Raw genomic sequence first — 14,831 nt, 5'->3', positions numbered from 1 at the left:
CCGTCGCGTCAGAGGACGCCGCCCGCCTCGTCGTGGAAGACCTCCGGCCAGTACCGGTAGTCGTCCGGGCCCTCGGCGGGGCGGCAGGCTGTCGGGTCGACCGAGGCCAGCACCTCGATCATGGTGTCGGCGAGTTGGTGATAGAAGTCGCCGGTCATGTCGTGTTCCTCGTCGAGCGCCTTCTCCCGCTGGTGCAGCCAGAGCGTGAAGGCGAGTGTGGAGATGTCGGCGTTGACCGGGACCACGTGGTCGGCACCGGTCTCGGTGTAGGAGAGGGCGCCGGTCCGACCGTCGATCAGGACGTCGAGGTCGTGGACGAGTCCGCCGAGCACCACCAGGTGCTCCGCGTCGGGCGGCAACTGCCCGGTGCCGTCCCACAGGTGGGCGGGGCGGGGGTCACCCTGTGACGCGGCCCAGGCCTGCGGGAGCGTGGCCAGCGGTGCCGGTTCGAGGCCGTAGAACATGAAGCCGTCGCCGGGCAGGCCCACTTCGGTCAGGAAGCGCCGGGTCGGTGTGTGGACGAGGGCGGACGGCAGCTGATCATCCGTCAGCCGCACCATGTTCTCGGCTCCGAACACCCCGTCCAGCAGGCCTTGCGGCAACTGGAGCGCCACGTCCCGGCCCGGCCCGGCGATCAGGCCGAGCGGGCGTATCACCGCCGCGATCCGCCAGAACGCCGGGATCGGCTGCTCCCAGCCGGACCGTGGACCGGCCGGGCCCCAGCCTTCCTCGCCCCAGGCCTCCTCGGTGAACGCCGCGAGCAGCAGTCGCTCCCCCTCCCGCACAGCCTCGGGGCCGGTCCGCCCGGCCAGGCCGGCGAATCTGCCGCGCAGGCCACGGAAATCGTCCACCGTGGCGAGGAGGCGGGCCAGTGCGCCGACCGACGGGGCCAGCGGGAACAGCTCCGCGCCGCTCGGCCGCTTCTCGTAGAGCCACATGCTGAACACCCGGCCGGTGGCCCCGTCGAGGACGACCTCGTCGGCCTCCTCGTCCCCCTCGACGATCAGATGGCCGATCAGCAGCAGTTCGGCGAGATCCGGATCCAGCTCCGCCGGGTCACCGCCCCGTACGACCAGATGGTCACGGAGCGTCGACAGCGACGGGCCGGTGAGCGGACGGAGATTCACCAGGCCGTGCCCGTCCAGGTGTTCGCCCGGGGCCAGGACACGGCGGGTCGGCTCATGGACGATCGACGGATGCAACGCGTGCCCTGGCATGACGATGCTGGTAGCGACCATGACTCCCCCGTGCGTCGAGGTCGGACGATCAAGTGACTCCTCCACCATAGGGGCGCCCACTGACAATCCCGTCCACAGGGCGGACCGCGGCTCGCCACCGAGCCGGCGACGAGGGTCGTCGCGGACCGCTCAGCCAGTACCGCCGCTGTCGCGCAGCCGGGCGGTGAGCAGGGAGCGCTCGGCGGGGTTTGCGGTGAGGCGGAGGGCCTGCCGGTCGGCTTCGGCGGCCTCCGTGGCACGGCCGAGGTCACGCAGCAGCGAGGCGCGGGTGGCGTGGAAGAGGTGGTAGTGGCCGAGCCGGTCGGAGAGGTTCTCGACCTGGACCAGTGCGGCGGCCGGGCCGCGAGTGTGGCTGATCACGACGGCTCGGTTCAGACGGACCACCGGTGAGGGGTCGACGGCGAGCAGCATGTCGTAGAGCCGCAGCAGTTGGGGCCAGTCCGTCTCTTTCCAGCCGGGGGCCTCACAGTGCACGGCGGCGATGGCGGCCTCGATCTGGTACGGGCCGGTTCTGCCGAGCGAGGCGGCCCGCTCGATGAGGGCGACGGCGCTGCGGATGCGCGGGGCGTCCCACCGGGAGCGGTCCTGGTCGGCGAGGGGGACGAGCCGTCCGTCGGCGTTCAGGCGCGCGGGCCAGCGGGCCGCGTGCAGGCGGATCAGGGCCAGCAGCCCGAGGGGCTCCGGCTCCTGGGGCAGGGCGCCGGCCAGCAGTGCGGCGAGCCACTCCGCGTCGTCGACCAGTTCGCGGCGTACTCCGAGGTCTCCCCCGGTGGTGAAGCAGCCCTCGTTGAAGACCAGGTACACCACGCACATGACCTGGGGCAGCCGTTCGGCGCGCTCCTCGGGCTCCGGGGCGCGGTAGGGGATGCCGGCCGTCGCGATCTTCCGTTTGGCCCGGGTCACGCGCTTGGCGAGGGTGGCCTCGGGCACCAGGAACGCGCGCGCGATCTCGGCGGTGGTCAGGCCCACCACGGCGCGCAGGGTCAGCGCGACCTGGGCGTCGGGATCCAGCGCCGGATGGCAGCAGGTGAAGATGAGCCGCAGCCGGTCGTCGGGCTCGCGCTCGGCCGAGTCGGGTAGCGCCTCGATCCGGGCCGCGAGCTGGGGCAGCCGGTCCTGGAAGCGGGCCTCGCGGCGGATACGGTCGAGGGCCTTGTTGCGGGCGCAGGTCAACAGCCAGGCCCCGGGCCGCCGGGGCGGGCCGGTGCTCGGCCAGCGCCGCAGCGCTTCCACGACGGCCTCGCCGACCATCTCCTCGGCCAGGTCGAAGTCGCCGAGGAGGCGGACCAGGCTGGCGGTCAGCCGGCCCGCCTCCTCGCGGAAGACCCGTTCGATCAGCGACCGGGCGGCCTGGGCGCCGACCGGGTCAGCGCTCGACAATCGGACGCACCTCCACCTTGCCGTCGGGCACCGGGAAACTCGCCGCCAGCGCCAGGGCCGCGTCCAGGTCCGGTACCTCGACGATCGCGTAGCCGCCGATCGCCTCCTTGGCCTCCAGCAGCGGGCGGTCGATCATGGTGGAGCGGCCCTGCTCGACGACCACCGTGGTCGCGGTGTCGGGTTCGCGCAGCTGGTTGGCCTCGACGATCGTCCCGTCGGCGCGGTACTTCGTGAACCATTCCACGATCCCGCCGAACACCTGCGCGCGCTCCTGTTCGGAGCCCTCCTCCTGCCAGGCGCCACGGGTCAGCAGCAGTACGTACTTCATGGTGTCCTCCTTGGTCGTCGTGTCCGTCTACCTTCACGACGAACAAGCCGGCGCCGTCGGGACAGATCCGTCCCGGCGGTTTCAAGGAGACGCCTTCGCCGCGCGCTCCGCCGCCCCGGGCGGCACGGCGGTGGCGGACGGCACCCGGCGGACCGCCGAGAGCGGCGGCCGTTCCCGGAGCGCGCCGTAGCCGATGAAGTACGCGGGAACCCTGCGGACCCAGTGCGACTCGGCGAACAGGCGCGCCACGCGCCGGGCCCGGTCCGCGCTCCCGAGCGGTGGCCGGCCCTGCAGCAAGGGGGCGATGAAGCGGGCGTGGGCCATCCGCTGGAGGGTCTGTGTGGTGACCGTGGTGGGCCGGCGGCGGCGCTGGACCCGACGTACATCGCGCAGCGCCACGGTTCCCCGGCCGAGCGGCTCGATGAGATACCGGGCGGCGGCGACGGCGTCCTGGACCGCGAGGTTGATGCCGATGCCGAAGACCGGGGACATCGCGTGCGCGGCGTCGCCGATGCACAGCAGGCCGGGGCGGTGCCAGCGGCGCAGCCGGTCCAGGCGTACGTCGAGGAGCTTGACCTCGTCCCATGAGCGTAGGGCGTGCACCCGGTCGGCCATCCAGGGGACGGCGGCGGCGAACTCGGCCCGGAAGCGGTCGAGGCCGGCGGCGCGGCGCCGGCTGTCCGTGCCCTTGGGGATGAGTCCGGCGCACTGCCAGTAGTCGCCGCGGTCGATCATGGCGGTCAGGAAGCGGTCGCCGGCGCCGCCGACGAGTCCCTGCGGGTCGCCCTCGCGGCGCGGCAGCCGGAACCACCAGGCGTCCATCGGGCAGGGGAAGCGGCGCAGCCGCAGTTCCGGCCGGGAGCGGGCCAGTGATCCGCGGCCGTCGCAGGCGACGGTGAGCAGGGCGCGCAGCTCACCGGTGCGGCCGTCGGCGGTGCGGTAGCGCACGCCCTGCACGCGTCCGGACTCGACCAGGAAGGCGGTCGCTTCCGTGGTCATCCGCAGATGGAAGGACGGCTCGCGGCCGGCCTCGTCCGCGAGCAGGTCCAGCAGGTCCCACTGCGGCACCATCGCGACGTAGTTGTAGGGAGCGGGCAGCACCGAGAGGTCTCCGACCGTGACGTTCGAGCGGCCGGCTCCGACCGGCAGCTGCACGGTGCGCACCCGGCGCTGCGGCAGCCGGGCGAAGCGCTCGGCCAGCCCGAGGTCGTCCAGCAGCGCCAGGGTGGAGGGGTGGACGGTGTCGCCGCGGAAGTCGCGCAGGAAGTCGCCGTGCTTCTCCAGTACGGTCACGTCGATGCCGGAGCGGGCCAGCAGCAGGGCGAACACCATGCCGGCGGGGCCGCCGCCGACGACGCAGCACGTGGTGTGTTCCATGGCAGTCCTGCCCTTCACAAGAGCAGTAATTCATCGGTCGATGAATATTCTACCCCTTCAGGCGGCCACCGACCCCTCTTGTGGTGCGCTGTCCCGATGGATCGGCGTGTCGGACCCGGTCAGCGGGGCGCCCGTGCCGCCCCGCCGGACGGCGACGATCTCCGCCGCGATCGACAGGGCGGTCTCCTCCGGTGTGCGGGCGCCGAGGTCGAGCCCGATCGGCGAACGCAGCCGGGCCAGTTCCGCCTCGGTCACTCCTTCCGCCCGCAGCCGGCGGTCGCGGTCCTCGTGGGTACGGCGCCGAGCCCATGGCGCCGATGAACGCCGCCGGCATGCGCAGGGCCGCCTTCAGCAGGGGTACGTCGAACTTCGCGTCGTGGGTGAGCACGGCGAGGACCGTGCGGGCGTCGGTCCCGGTGCGCCGCAGATAGCGATGCGGCCAGTCGACGACGACCTCGTCGGCGTCGGGGAAACGGTCCTTCGTGGCGAACACCGGGCGGGCGTCGCAGACCGTCACGTGGTAGCCGAGGAACTTGCCGGCCCGCGCCAGGGCCGCCGCGAAGTCGACGGCACCGAAGACGATCATGCGCGGGGGCGGCACGTTCGACTCGACCAGCAGGGTGAGCCCGCCGGGACAGTGTGAGCCGTCCGCTGAGACTTCGACCGCTTTGGTGCGGCCCGCCTCCAGCAGGGCGCGGGCCTCGGCCGCCGCCGTACGGTCCAGATCCTGGTGGCCGCCGAGCCCGCCCTCGTGCGTGCCGTCGGGCCGGACCAGCAGGGCGCGCCCGAGGAGTTCGGCCGGGCCGCGGGCGACCCGGACGAGGGCCGCCGGCTCGTCACGGACGGCGGCCGAGAGCGCCGACGCCAGGACCGTGGCCGCCGCCGCGGCCACCGGTGTGATCAGCACCTCGATGGTCCCGCCGCAGGTCAGCCCTACGGCGAAGGCGTCCTCGTCGCTGTAGCCGAACCGTTCGACGACGCTCTGCCCGGTCCGCAGCGCCTGCTGGCACAGGTCGTACACCGCGCCCTCCACGCAGCCGCCGGAGACCGAGCCGATGACGGTGCCCGCGTTGTCGACGGCGAGGGCGGCGCCGGGACCGCGCGGCGCGCTGCCGCCGACCGCCAGCACCGTCGCGACGGCGAACTCCCGGCCCTCCTCGATCCAGCGGTGCAGCTCCTCGGCCAGGTCAAGCATCCGGCGCTCCGGCCGGGGCCGACAGGACACGGTCCGGTCGGATGGGCAGGCTGCGGTGCCGTACGCCGGTGGCGTGCCAGACCGCGTTGGCGAGGGCGGCCGCGGCGCCGACAATGCCGATCTCGCCGATGCCCTTGATGCCGACCGGGTCGGCGGGGTCGGGATCGTCGATCCAGTCGGCCTCGATGCGGGGCACGTCCGCGTGCGTCGCCACGTGGTAGCCCGCGAGGTCGGCGCCGACATGGCCGCCCGAGGCACGGTCCCGGACCGCCTCCTCGTGCAGGGCCATGGAGATGCCCCAGATCATGCCGCCCAGGAACTGGCCCCGCGCGGTGAGCGGGTTGACGATCCGGCCCGCCGCGAAGATGCCGAGCATGCGCCGTACACGCACCTCGCCGGTGGCGACGTCCACGGCGACCTCGGCGAACTGGGCGCCGAAGGAGTGCCGTTCGGCGGGCGTCAGCGCGCCGATGGCCGCGGCCGTGTCGGACCGTACGGTGATTCCCTCGGGCGGGATGTCGGCGCCGAGGGCCAGCCGTTCCAGCAGCTCACCGGCCGCGATCTGGACGGCCCAGGACCAGGAGCGGGTGCCCATGGAGCCGCCCGCGATCATCGCCGGTCCGAAGTCGCTGTCGCCGATGCGCACCTGGACGCGGTCCGGCGGCACCTGGAGCGCGTCCGCGGCGACCAGGGTCAGTGCGGTACGGGCCCCGGTGCCGATGTCGGCCGCGGAGATCCGGACGGTGAAGGTGCCGTCCGGGTGCGCGGTCGCGGTGGCGGTGGACGGTGCGGCGCCGGCGTGGAAGGAGGCCGCCGCCGTCCCCGTGCCGAGCAGCCAGCGGCCGTCCCGGCGCACTCCGGGGCGCGGGTCGCGGTCCGCCCAGCCGAACCTGCGGGCGCCCTCCCGGAAGCAGGCGGGCAGATTGCGGCCGGCGAACGGCAGCCCGGAGACCGGCCCCTTGTCGGGTTCGTTGCGCAGCCGCAGCTCGATCGGGTCGAGCCCGCACTTCTCGGCGAGTTCGTCCAGCGCCGCCTCCAGCGCGAACGACCCCGGTGCCTCGCCCGGGGCACGCATCCATGTCGGGGTCGGCACATCGAGCCGGACGATGCGGTTGGCGGTGTGGTGGGCCTCGGCGTCGTACATCACCCGGGCCACCGCGGCGCTCGGCTCGATGAACTCGTACACCGTGGAGCTGAGGCTGAGCGAGCGGTGCTCCAGCGCGCGCAGCCGTCCGTCGGCGTCGGCGCCGAGCCGGACCCGCTGGGAGGTGGGGCTGCGATAGCCGGCCAGCGAGAACATCTGACGCCGGGTCAGAACCACCCGTACCGGGCGCTGCAGGACGGTCGTGGCCATCACGGCGGCCACCTGGTGGGCGCGTACGCCCTTGCTGCCGAAGCCGCCGCCGACGTGCTCGGAACGTACCCGGATCGACGCCGGGTCGAGCGAGAAGAGGTTCGCCAGCTCACCGACGACCCAGGTGGCGCCCTGGTTGGAGTCGATCAGCTCCAGCCGGCCGCCGTCCCAGCGGGCGGTCGTCGCATGCGGCTCCATCGGGTTGTGATGCTCTTCGGGCGTGGTGTACTCGGCGTCCACGACGACGGCCGAGGAGGCCAGGGCGGCGTCGAGGTCGCCCTTCTCGGTCACGGCGGGCATGAAGCCGTCCGCCGGGTAGGCGTCCGGGTGCTCGCCGCCGAACCCGACGTCGTGGGGCTCCTGTTCGTAGTGCACCACGAGCGCCTCGGCGGCCTCCCTGGCCTGCTCGGAGGTCTCGGCGACGACCAACGCCACCGGCCAGCCCAGGTGGGGCACCCGGTCGTGCTGGAAGACGGCGCAGGTCGGGTCCGGCTTGCCCAGCAGGCCGGTGTACCCGGTCTCCACCCGTGGGGCGTTGCGGTGGTCCAGGACGGCGAGGACACCCGGCATCGCGAGGACCGGTTCGGTGTCGAGGGCGCGGATACGGCCGCGGGCGACGGTGGACAGCACCAGCCAGCCGTACGCGAGGTCGGCGAACGGCACCTCTCCGGCGTAGCGGGCCGCTCCGGTGACCTTGTCCCGGCCTTCGATACGGGTGTGCGCGGTGCCGACGGACGTCGTCCGCAGGGGGGCTCCGGGGGTGACGGTGGTCATCGGGCGGCCTCCTCGGCGAGTTCGGACAGGACGGCCACCACGAGATTGCGGATGAGGTCCACCTTGTATCCGTTGTGCGGCAGCGGCCGTGCCGCGGCCAGTTCGGCGTCCGCGGCGGCGGCGTAGGTCGCGGCGTCGGCGGGCGCGCCGACCAGGACCCGTTCGGCCGCGGCGGCCCGCCACGGACGGGAGGCGACGGCGCCGAGGGCGAGGCGCGCGTCCCGGACGACGCCGTCCTGGACGTCGAGCGCGGCCGCGAGGGAGCCGATGGCGAACGCGTACGAGGCGCGCTCGCGGACCTTGCGGTAGCGGGAGTGGGCGGCGACCGGGGCGGGCGGCAGGCTGACGCCGGTGATCAGCGCGCCCGCCGGCAGCGCGGTCTCACGGTGCGGGGTGTCCCCGACGGGGAGGTAGAAGTCCGCGAGCGGCAGCTCCCCCGGGCCGTCCGCGGTCGCGTAGTGGACGACGGCGTCGAAGGCGGTGAGCGCGACGCCCATGTCCGAGGGGTGTACGGCCACACAGTGGTCGGACGCGCCCAGGATGGCGTGGTTGTGGTGTTCGCCGGTGATGGCGGGGCAGCCGCTGCCGGGCGTCCGCTTGTTGCAGGGCTGGGTGACGTCGGTGAAGTAGCCGCAGCGGGTGCGCTGCAGCAGATTCCCGCCGACCGTGGCCATGTTCCGCAGTTGCCCGGACGCGCCGGCCAGCACCGCCTGCGCGAGCGCCGGGTAGCGGCGCCGGACCTCCGGATGGGCGGCCAGGTCGCCGTTGGTGACGGTGGCGCCGACGCGCAGGCCTCCGCCGGGGGTCGGCTCGATCTCGTCGAGCGGGAGTTCACGGATGTCGACGAGCCGGGCGGGGCGCTCGACACCGGATTTCATGAGGTCGACGAGGTTGGTGCCGCCGCCGAGGAAGCGGGTGTCCGGATCGGCGCCGAGCAGTGCCACGGCGCCGGCGACGTCGGACGCCCGCTGATAGTCGAACTCCCTCATGCCACGGCCTCCTTCGCACCCGCGACGGCACCGGCGGGCCGCTCGTCCACACGGACCTCCGCCGCGCGGGCCACCGCCTCGACGATCGAGACGTAGGCGCCGCAGCGGCACAGATTGCCGCTCATCCGCTCCCGGATCTCCTCCGGGGTGAGAGAGGGCGGTCCCGCCTCGGGGCGGACGTCCTCGGTGACGGCGCTCGGCCAGCCCGCCGCGTGTTCCTCGATCACCCCGATGGCCGAACAGATCTGGCCCGGAGTGCAGTAGCCGCACTGGAAGCCGTCCAGATCGAGGAAGGCCTGCTGCACGGGGTGCAGCCGGTCACCGTCGGCCACGCCCTCGATGGTGGTGATCTCGCGGCCCTCGGCCGCCACGGCCAGCTGGAGACAGGAAACGGCCCTGCGCCCGTCCAGCAGGACGGTACAGGCTCCGCATTGCCCCTGGTCACAGCCCTTCTTGGTGCCGATGAGGTCGAGGCGCTCACGCAGGGCGTCGAGCAGGGTGGTGCGGTGGTCGACGGGCAGTGTGTACTTCTCGCCGTTGATCTTCAAAGTGATGACACTGGACGTCGATGAGGCCATGAGTAGCTTCTTTCGCATTTCCAGGACAGCCAGGACAGACGGAAGGGGTCCGGCGGCCGGGTTCCGGGCCGCGCGGGGAGTGCGTCGTGCGGGTCTGTGCCGCGGGTGAGGCGCATATGCGGGATACGGGGGCCGAAAAAGGTGGCATCTGCGGGCTGCCGTAGGGTCGTGTCCACCGCTATCGTGGACGCATCCGGACAGCTGTCCGCTACCTCTGAAAACGTAACGGACAGCTGTCCGGTTAGCAAGGGCGAGGTTCGGCCACGAACCCTCGAGGAGGACGAGTGCCTCAGCAGCAGGACTCACCCCGGCGCTCGGACGCGCAGCGCAACCGCGAGCGCATCCTGGACGTGGCGCTCACCGAGCTGTCGCGGTGCGCGGACGCCCCGCTGAGCGTGATCGCGAAGAAGGCCGGCGTCGGTCAGGGGACGTTCTACCGCAACTTCCCCAACCGCGAATCGCTCGTCCTGGAGATCTACCGCCATGAGATGCAGCAGGTCGCCGACAGCGCGACACAGCTGCTCCGGACGCGGGCACCCGACGAGGCGCTGCGCGCCTGGATGGACCGGCTCGCCGAGTTCGCCATGGCGAAGGCCGGGCTGGCCGGCGCGATCCGGCAGGTCACCGGCGGCCCGGGCGGACCGGCGAAGCCGCCCCACACGCGGGTGACGGCGGCGGCGGAACTGCTCCTGCGGGCCAACGAGGAAGCCGGCACCATCCGGCCCGGAGTCACCGCGGACGACTTCTTCCTCGCCATCGCGGGCCTGTGGCAGCTCGACCCGGCCGAGGACTGGCGAACCCGCGCCACCCGGCTGCTCGACCTGGTGATGGCCGGCCTGCGCACGGGGGCACCCGGCGCCTGACCCTCCGGGTGCGGCGCGGCCGGGAGTCCTCGACCGGGGGCCTTGCCGCAGCCTCTCTGCGGGCGGGCCGAGGGGAAGCCGCCGGCCGGCGCTCAGCCCAGCCACATCGACAGCGCCGAGATCAGGGCCGCGGCGCCGGTCACCCGGAGCACCCCGACCGCCTGCGGATCCCACCAGCCCTGGCGCGGGGCGGTCTCGGAGCTGCCCCACGGACGGCGGGAGACGTCCTCGGTGCGGGTCGGCGCCGGGGCGGAGAACCGGGGGTCGACGGTCACGGTGGTGACACCGAGGGGAGCGGTCAGGGCGCGCAGCGCGGGCTCGGCGAGCCTGATCCATGCCTGACCGGGGCCGAGGGTGGCGGTGAGAGCGTGCTCGGAGGTGAAGGCCACGGCCGTACGCTCGCCGAGCGGGGTGCGGAACAGCCGGGTCGCGCACCCGGCGGGACCCGGCCGGACCGGAACGAACAGGGGGCGGCCGGGAACCGATCGGAAGGCTCCGGGTCTTCGCCGCACAGAAGTTCTGTCATGGGATGCCTCCTGGAGGATCCGGGGTCGTTCGCAGGGCGAGGTCGCGTGCCCCGGACGCGGGAAGGCGCTCGGGACTCGACGACGGTACGCCCGCGGCCCCCTGTCTCCGGACACCCCTGACGGGACGCTGACGGCGAGCGCAGCGACGCTGACGGGATGCTGACACCCCTGGTCACAGGCTCCGTGGGCCCCGTGTGCGGGGAGCGCCGAGCAGCGCTCCCCGCGGGGGTCAGCGGTCGGCGGTGCTGGTCGCGTCCCGGTCCGCCGCGGCGGCCGCGGACTCGGCCGCGTCCACCTTCCTCTGCATCTGGGCAAGTTGCGAGGGCTGGACGGAGGGCGATGCGCCGGACGGTGCGTTCGAGGAGGCACCGTCGTGGTGGGCACAGCCCGCGGTACACGCCACCAGCGCGGCGATCGCCGTCGCCGCGAGAGCCAGGCGCCCGGCCCGCATCAACTGGTCGCCTTCCCGCTGTCGTTGGCCCGGCACCAGGTCTTGACGGACGCCAGGTCCTTCTGGCGCTGCTCCAGATTCGTCCGCAGCGATGTGCGGAAGTCCAGCCGGTTCTGCAGATAGGCGGCGATCTCGCTGTGGCCGGCCTTCTTCGCGTTGTCGACGCGCTTCTGCAGCCGCGCCACCGAGCCACGCGTCCCGGCCCCGGCGTCGATCCGCTTCAGGGCCCGTGCGATACGGCGCTCGATCCTCGGTGCCCGCTTGCACAGCGCGTGCGCCCCGTCCCCGGCCGGCTTCGCGCCGGCCGTGCCGGCGGCCGGCGTGGCACCGGGTGTGGCGTCGGCCGCGGCGGCCGCCGCCGTCGTGCCGGCCAGGACCGCTGTCACGGCGAGCCCCGCGAACAGCGTGCGCGTCCCTCGTCGTACGTCCATCTGCCTCTCCGTTCACTTCCCCGGACGGCCAGGTCGTCCGTCCGTCGTGACGGAGGCTAGGGAGTGTCTTTGGGGAAACTCTGTGACCGGTTCGCCCCGGCTGTGCCGATCAGCCAGTCCCGTCGGTGCGGCAGCCCGCCGCCGTCCGAGGGCAGCCGTGCCTCGAAGCGGGCGCCGAGGCCGTCCGGTCCGTCCGTCACCGTGACGCTGCCCCGGTGCAGGGCCGCCTGCTGCGCGACAAGGGTGAGGCCGAGTCCCGAGCCCGCGCTGTCCGGGCCGCGCCGGAACCGCTCGAAGATCCTCTCCCGGGCCTCGGGCGGCACACCGGGCCCGTGGTCGGCCACGGTGATCAGCACATGGTCCGCCGTCGCGCGCACACCCACCCGGACCCTCGCCCGGCCGCGCGGATCCCGGCCGTGCGCCAGGGCGTTGCCGAGCAGGTTGTCCAGCAGCAGTCTCAGGCCCGGCTCCCAGCCGTGCACCGTGAGTCCGGGGGCGGCGTCCAGGGCGATCTCGGCGTCCGGGGCGCGGCGGCGGGCCTCGGCGACGGCCGCGTCCGCGACATCGGCCAGGTCGACCTGGCCGAACGCCTCCGCCTCCACCAGGTCCCCGCGGCCCAGCTCGCGCAGCATCACCAGCAGGCCCAGCAGCCGGGCGTGTTCGCGGCGCAGATCGTCGAGGACCTCGGTCCGGTCGGGTCCCGGCAGGTCCGGGTGGTCGGCGAGGATGTCGAGGTTGGTGCCCATGCTCATCAGCGGGGTGCGCAGTTCGTGCGCCGCGGCGGAGGAGAAGGACCGGGCGGTGTCGAGGGCCTCGGCGGTGCGGGCGGCCTGTTCGTCGTAGCGGGCGAGGACGGTTCGTACGGTGGCGGACAGTTCGTCGACCTCGGTCACCCCGCTGCGCCGGTCGTCCGGCCGGACGCTGCTGATGCGCGGGTCGAGGCCGGCGGTGCGGCGGGTCAGGCGCCGCAGCGGTGCGCTCACACCGGCGGCCATACCCCAGGCGAGCAGACCGGACAGGGGTGCGGCGAGCAACGCGGTCAGGTTCACCCGGCCGCGCACGAGCTGGAGCTGGGTGCGATCGGCGGTGTCGGGCGAGAAGACCCACAGGGTGCCGGTGGTGCCCCGCAGAGGCCGGGCCAGGGCCCGCCAGCTGCGGGCGCCGTCACGGACGGTGACCGGACCGGCGGTCCGTGCCGGGAGCGTCACGGACGGGCCGGGCTGAGGGCCGCCGCTGAAGTCGGCGTCCGGTGCGACCACGCGTACGCCGACGTCGAGGGCCGCGCTGAACAGCCGGCGTTCCCTGGTGTCGGCGACCTTGGGCCGGCCGTTCTCGGAGGCTCGCAGCAGCGACCGGGCGTCCTTGGCGACGGCGGTGGCCCGCTGCCGCAGATGCTGGTCCTCTGCGCGGTGCAGGTCACGGGCGACCAGATGCAGCAGCAGCCAGCCGGAGCCCAGCACCAGCAGCGGCACGGTGCAGCCGACGGCGAGGCCGATACGGGTGGAGAGTCTCACGGCGTGTCCCGGGGTTCCCTGAGCACGAAGCCGACCCCGCGCACGGTGTGGATCAGCCGGGCCTGTCCGTCCGCCTCCAGTTTGCGCCGTAGATAGCTGACGAATGTGTCGACGGCGTCGGTGCGCACGTCGAAGTCGTAGCCCCAGACGCGTTCGAGGAGCTGGTCGCGGGTGAGGACCAGTCCGGTGTTACGGGCGAGCACCTGGAGGAGTTCGAACTCACGGCGGGTCAGCTCCAGCGGGCGGCCGGCCCGCTCGGCGGTGCGCGCCGCCGGGTCGATCACCAGGTCCGCGACCCGCAGCACCGCTCGGTCGGCGGGTGGCCTGCGGCGCAGCAGCGCGTGCAGCCGCAGCACCAGCTCCTGCAGCGCGAACGGTTTGACCAGGTAGTCGTCGCCGCCCGCCTGGAGTCCGGCGATACGGTCGGCGGTCTCGTCCAGGGCGGAGAGCATGAGCACCGGCAGGTCGCGGCCGGCGCCGCGCAGCCGGGCGCACACCTCGATTCCGCTCATGGCGGGCATCGACACGTCGAGCACCAGGACGTCGGGCGGGGTCCGCTCGATCGCGGCGAGCGCCTCGGGTCCGTCGGCGGCGGTCCGCACCACGAAGCCGTTCAGTCTCAGGCCACGCTCCAGCGAGCGCCGGATCGCCGCGTCGTCGTCGACGACCAGCACCGCCCCAGGGCACGCGGTGTCCTTCATGCGCCCTCCCACCCTCCTCATCGCCCGGTCAGAGTACGTCCCGTCCGGTCCCGGCCCGGGCGTGGCGGGAGCGCGGTGTGCCGGTCACTTCTCCCGGTGCTGGCTCCGGATCCGTGCCGCCACCTCGTTCTGCTCGGTCTCCCACCAGGGCCGTACGCGTTCGGGCGCCGGATCCTGGCCGTGGTCCGGCGCGGGCGTCACGACGGGGGCGAGTTCGGCGTCGAGGCGGCGGTCGAGGGCCGCGGTCTGCACGCGCTCCGCGCGCGCCCACTGGAAGAGCAGGGCCAGCAGGAAGGGCAGCGCGACCAGTTCGGCGATGCTGAGCATCGCCCCGCCGCCGAGCTGCTGGTCGTGCCGGACGTCCGGGGACCAGGTGGGCGCGTGATGCAGGTACCAGGCGCCCGCGATCAGGGTGCCGTGGGTCATCACCACCACTCCCGGGACGGCGTCGACGATGCCGTCCAGGAAGACCAGCGCCGCCCGCACCGGGTGGGTGCACCAGCGGGGCAGCGCCTCTTCATGGGTCAGCATCGGTACGACGAAGAGACAGCCGGCCACGAGCAGGTGCAGATACATCAGCTCGTGCAGCCAGCCCACGCGCAGGGCGGTCTCGAAGTACGGCGTGAAGTACACCGTCAGCTCGGTGGCGAGCACCAGGGCCGTACTGACCAGGGGAAACGTCAGGATCCGCACCGGCCGCCCGGTCATGGCCCGGCGCACCCGCCCCGCGGCCCGTTCCGGCAGCGCCTCGACCGCGAGCCGGAGCGGGTCACCGAGGGCCAGGCCCAGGGGGGCGACGAGGTCGAGGAGGATGTTCTGCACGGCCGCCGGCCAGAACAGCTCATGGTCGTAGACGGCCAGGGCGGACATCGTGGCCACCACGAGCCCGCCCAGCCCGAGCAGCGCGAACGCGAGGACCCGGGCGGGCGGCCAGGGCTCGCCGCGTCGGCGCAGCCGCGCGACGCCCCAGCCGTAGAGCGCGCCCAGGGCGATGACCAGCAGCAGCGCGGGGACGTCCAGGTGCCATGTGGTCAGCAGACGTCCCGTGGTCAGCTCCGGTAGCCGGCCGGCCGACAGTTCGGTCATCGCGCGACCATCCATGCAATCGTCCTCCTTCGGCCCGACACGGAA

The 14,831-nt window shown here is 73.5% G+C and carries 14 protein-coding genes and 1 pseudogene; 1 reads left to right on the top strand and 14 read right to left on the bottom strand.

All coding sequences use genetic code 11. The features are described 5' to 3' along the window. Positions 1-8 precede the first annotated feature (8 nt). From IE277_RS27950 to IE277_RS27915, 8 genes and pseudogenes are all read right to left on the bottom strand, one after another. Entirely contained in the window at positions 9-1,238 is a 1,230-nt protein-coding gene (locus IE277_RS27950) for an SUKH-4 family immunity protein (protein WP_189956472.1), read from the bottom strand. Between the two features lie 129 nt (positions 1,239-1,367). Then, a complete protein-coding gene (locus IE277_RS27945; protein ID WP_189956471.1) occupies positions 1,368-2,618 on the bottom strand; it encodes an RNA polymerase sigma factor in 1,251 nt (416 codons plus the stop codon). Then, a complete protein-coding gene (locus tag IE277_RS27940; RefSeq protein WP_189956470.1) occupies positions 2,605-2,946 on the bottom strand; it encodes a YciI family protein in 342 nt (113 codons plus the stop codon). The genes IE277_RS27945 and IE277_RS27940 overlap by 14 nt, the downstream gene beginning before the upstream one ends. A gap of 81 nt (positions 2,947-3,027) precedes the next feature. Then, on the bottom strand, positions 3,028-4,323 hold the full coding sequence (locus IE277_RS27935) for an FAD-dependent oxidoreductase (protein WP_189956469.1): 1,296 nt from the start codon (positions 4,321-4,323) through the stop codon (positions 3,028-3,030). Positions 4,324-4,380: 57 nt separating this feature from the next. Continuing rightward, a pseudogene (locus tag IE277_RS27930) lies at positions 4,381-5,518 on the bottom strand (XdhC family protein). Next, on the bottom strand, positions 5,511-7,646 hold the full coding sequence (locus IE277_RS27925) for a xanthine dehydrogenase family protein molybdopterin-binding subunit (RefSeq protein ID WP_189956468.1): 2,136 nt from the start codon (positions 7,644-7,646) through the stop codon (positions 5,511-5,513). Before IE277_RS27925 ends, IE277_RS27930 begins: the two are co-directional and overlap by 8 nt. After that, positions 7,643-8,635 carry an FAD binding domain-containing protein gene (locus tag IE277_RS27920; RefSeq protein ID WP_189956467.1) on the bottom strand — a complete coding sequence of 331 codons (993 nt, stop codon included), beginning with the start codon at positions 8,633-8,635 and terminating at the stop codon, positions 7,643-7,645. Before IE277_RS27920 ends, IE277_RS27925 begins: the two co-directional genes overlap by 4 nt. Next, a complete protein-coding gene (locus IE277_RS27915; RefSeq protein ID WP_189956466.1) occupies positions 8,632-9,213 on the bottom strand; it encodes a (2Fe-2S)-binding protein in 582 nt (193 codons plus the stop codon). The genes IE277_RS27920 and IE277_RS27915 overlap by 4 nt, the downstream gene beginning before the upstream one ends. 284 nt (positions 9,214-9,497) lie before the next feature. On the opposite strand from IE277_RS27915, the gene IE277_RS27910 reads away from it, so the two are divergent. After that, positions 9,498-10,076 carry a TetR/AcrR family transcriptional regulator gene (locus IE277_RS27910; RefSeq protein ID WP_189956465.1) on the top strand — a complete coding sequence of 193 codons (579 nt, stop codon included), beginning with the start codon at positions 9,498-9,500 and terminating at the stop codon, positions 10,074-10,076. Between the two features lie 92 nt (positions 10,077-10,168). Here IE277_RS27910 and IE277_RS49635 read toward each other — a convergent pair whose 3' ends face one another. From IE277_RS49635 to IE277_RS27880, 6 genes are all read right to left on the bottom strand, one after another. Beyond that, complete coding sequence (locus IE277_RS49635) at positions 10,169-10,465, bottom strand: SAV_915 family protein (protein ID WP_373310887.1); 297 nt, start codon at positions 10,463-10,465, stop codon at positions 10,169-10,171. 367 nt (positions 10,466-10,832) lie between these two features. Next, positions 10,833-11,054 (bottom strand): hypothetical protein, encoded by a 222-nt coding sequence (locus IE277_RS27900; protein ID WP_189956464.1) that lies wholly within the window; start codon positions 11,052-11,054, stop codon positions 10,833-10,835. Further along, positions 11,054-11,485 carry a hypothetical protein gene (locus IE277_RS27895; RefSeq protein WP_189956463.1) on the bottom strand — a complete coding sequence of 144 codons (432 nt, stop codon included), beginning with the start codon at positions 11,483-11,485 and terminating at the stop codon, positions 11,054-11,056. Before IE277_RS27895 ends, IE277_RS27900 begins: the two co-directional genes overlap by 1 nt. Positions 11,486-11,541: 56 nt before the next feature. Then, on the bottom strand, positions 11,542-12,999 hold the full coding sequence (locus IE277_RS48910) for a sensor histidine kinase (protein ID WP_189956462.1): 1,458 nt from the start codon (positions 12,997-12,999) through the stop codon (positions 11,542-11,544). Next, positions 12,996-13,700 carry a response regulator transcription factor gene (locus IE277_RS27885; RefSeq protein ID WP_189956461.1) on the bottom strand — a complete coding sequence of 235 codons (705 nt, stop codon included), beginning with the start codon at positions 13,698-13,700 and terminating at the stop codon, positions 12,996-12,998. The genes IE277_RS48910 and IE277_RS27885 overlap by 4 nt, the downstream gene beginning before the upstream one ends. A gap of 84 nt (positions 13,701-13,784) precedes the next feature. Continuing rightward, the gene (locus tag IE277_RS27880) at positions 13,785-14,801 is read right to left on the bottom strand and encodes a cytochrome c oxidase assembly protein (RefSeq protein ID WP_229882001.1); all 1,017 of its coding nucleotides are present in this window, start codon (positions 14,799-14,801) and stop codon (positions 13,785-13,787) included. Between the last annotated feature and the right edge of the window lie 30 nt (positions 14,802-14,831).

The sequence above is a fragment of the Streptomyces alanosinicus genome (assembly GCF_014650595.1).
Lineage (GTDB): Bacteria > Actinomycetota > Actinomycetes > Streptomycetales > Streptomycetaceae > Streptomyces > Streptomyces alanosinicus.
This window is presented reverse-complemented; position numbering and strand designations above follow the sequence as displayed.

Bases quoted from the DNA above. Each gene is read 5' to 3' on its own strand.
- IE277_RS27950 (WP_189956472.1), bottom strand. From the start codon at position 1,238: ATGGTCGCTACCAGCATCGTCATGCCAGGGCACGCGTTGCATCCGTCG.
- IE277_RS27940 (WP_189956470.1), bottom strand. From the start codon at position 2,946: ATGAAGTACGTACTGCTGCTGACCCGTGGCGCCTGGCAGGAGGAGGGC.
- IE277_RS27935 (WP_189956469.1), bottom strand. From the start codon at position 4,323: ATGGAACACACCACGTGCTGCGTCGTCGGCGGCGGCCCCGCCGGCATG.
- IE277_RS27925 (WP_189956468.1), bottom strand. From the start codon at position 7,646: ATGACCACCGTCACCCCCGGAGCCCCCCTGCGGACGACGTCCGTCGGC.
- IE277_RS27920 (WP_189956467.1), bottom strand. From the start codon at position 8,635: ATGAGGGAGTTCGACTATCAGCGGGCGTCCGACGTCGCCGGCGCCGTG.
- IE277_RS27915 (WP_189956466.1), bottom strand. From the start codon at position 9,213: ATGGCCTCATCGACGTCCAGTGTCATCACTTTGAAGATCAACGGCGAG.
- IE277_RS27900 (WP_189956464.1), bottom strand. From the start codon at position 11,054: ATGCGGGCCGGGCGCCTGGCTCTCGCGGCGACGGCGATCGCCGCGCTG.
- IE277_RS27895 (WP_189956463.1), bottom strand. From the start codon at position 11,485: ATGGACGTACGACGAGGGACGCGCACGCTGTTCGCGGGGCTCGCCGTG.
- IE277_RS27885 (WP_189956461.1), bottom strand. From the start codon at position 13,700: ATGAAGGACACCGCGTGCCCTGGGGCGGTGCTGGTCGTCGACGACGAC.
- IE277_RS27880 (WP_229882001.1), bottom strand. From the start codon at position 14,801: ATGGATGGTCGCGCGATGACCGAACTGTCGGCCGGCCGGCTACCGGAG.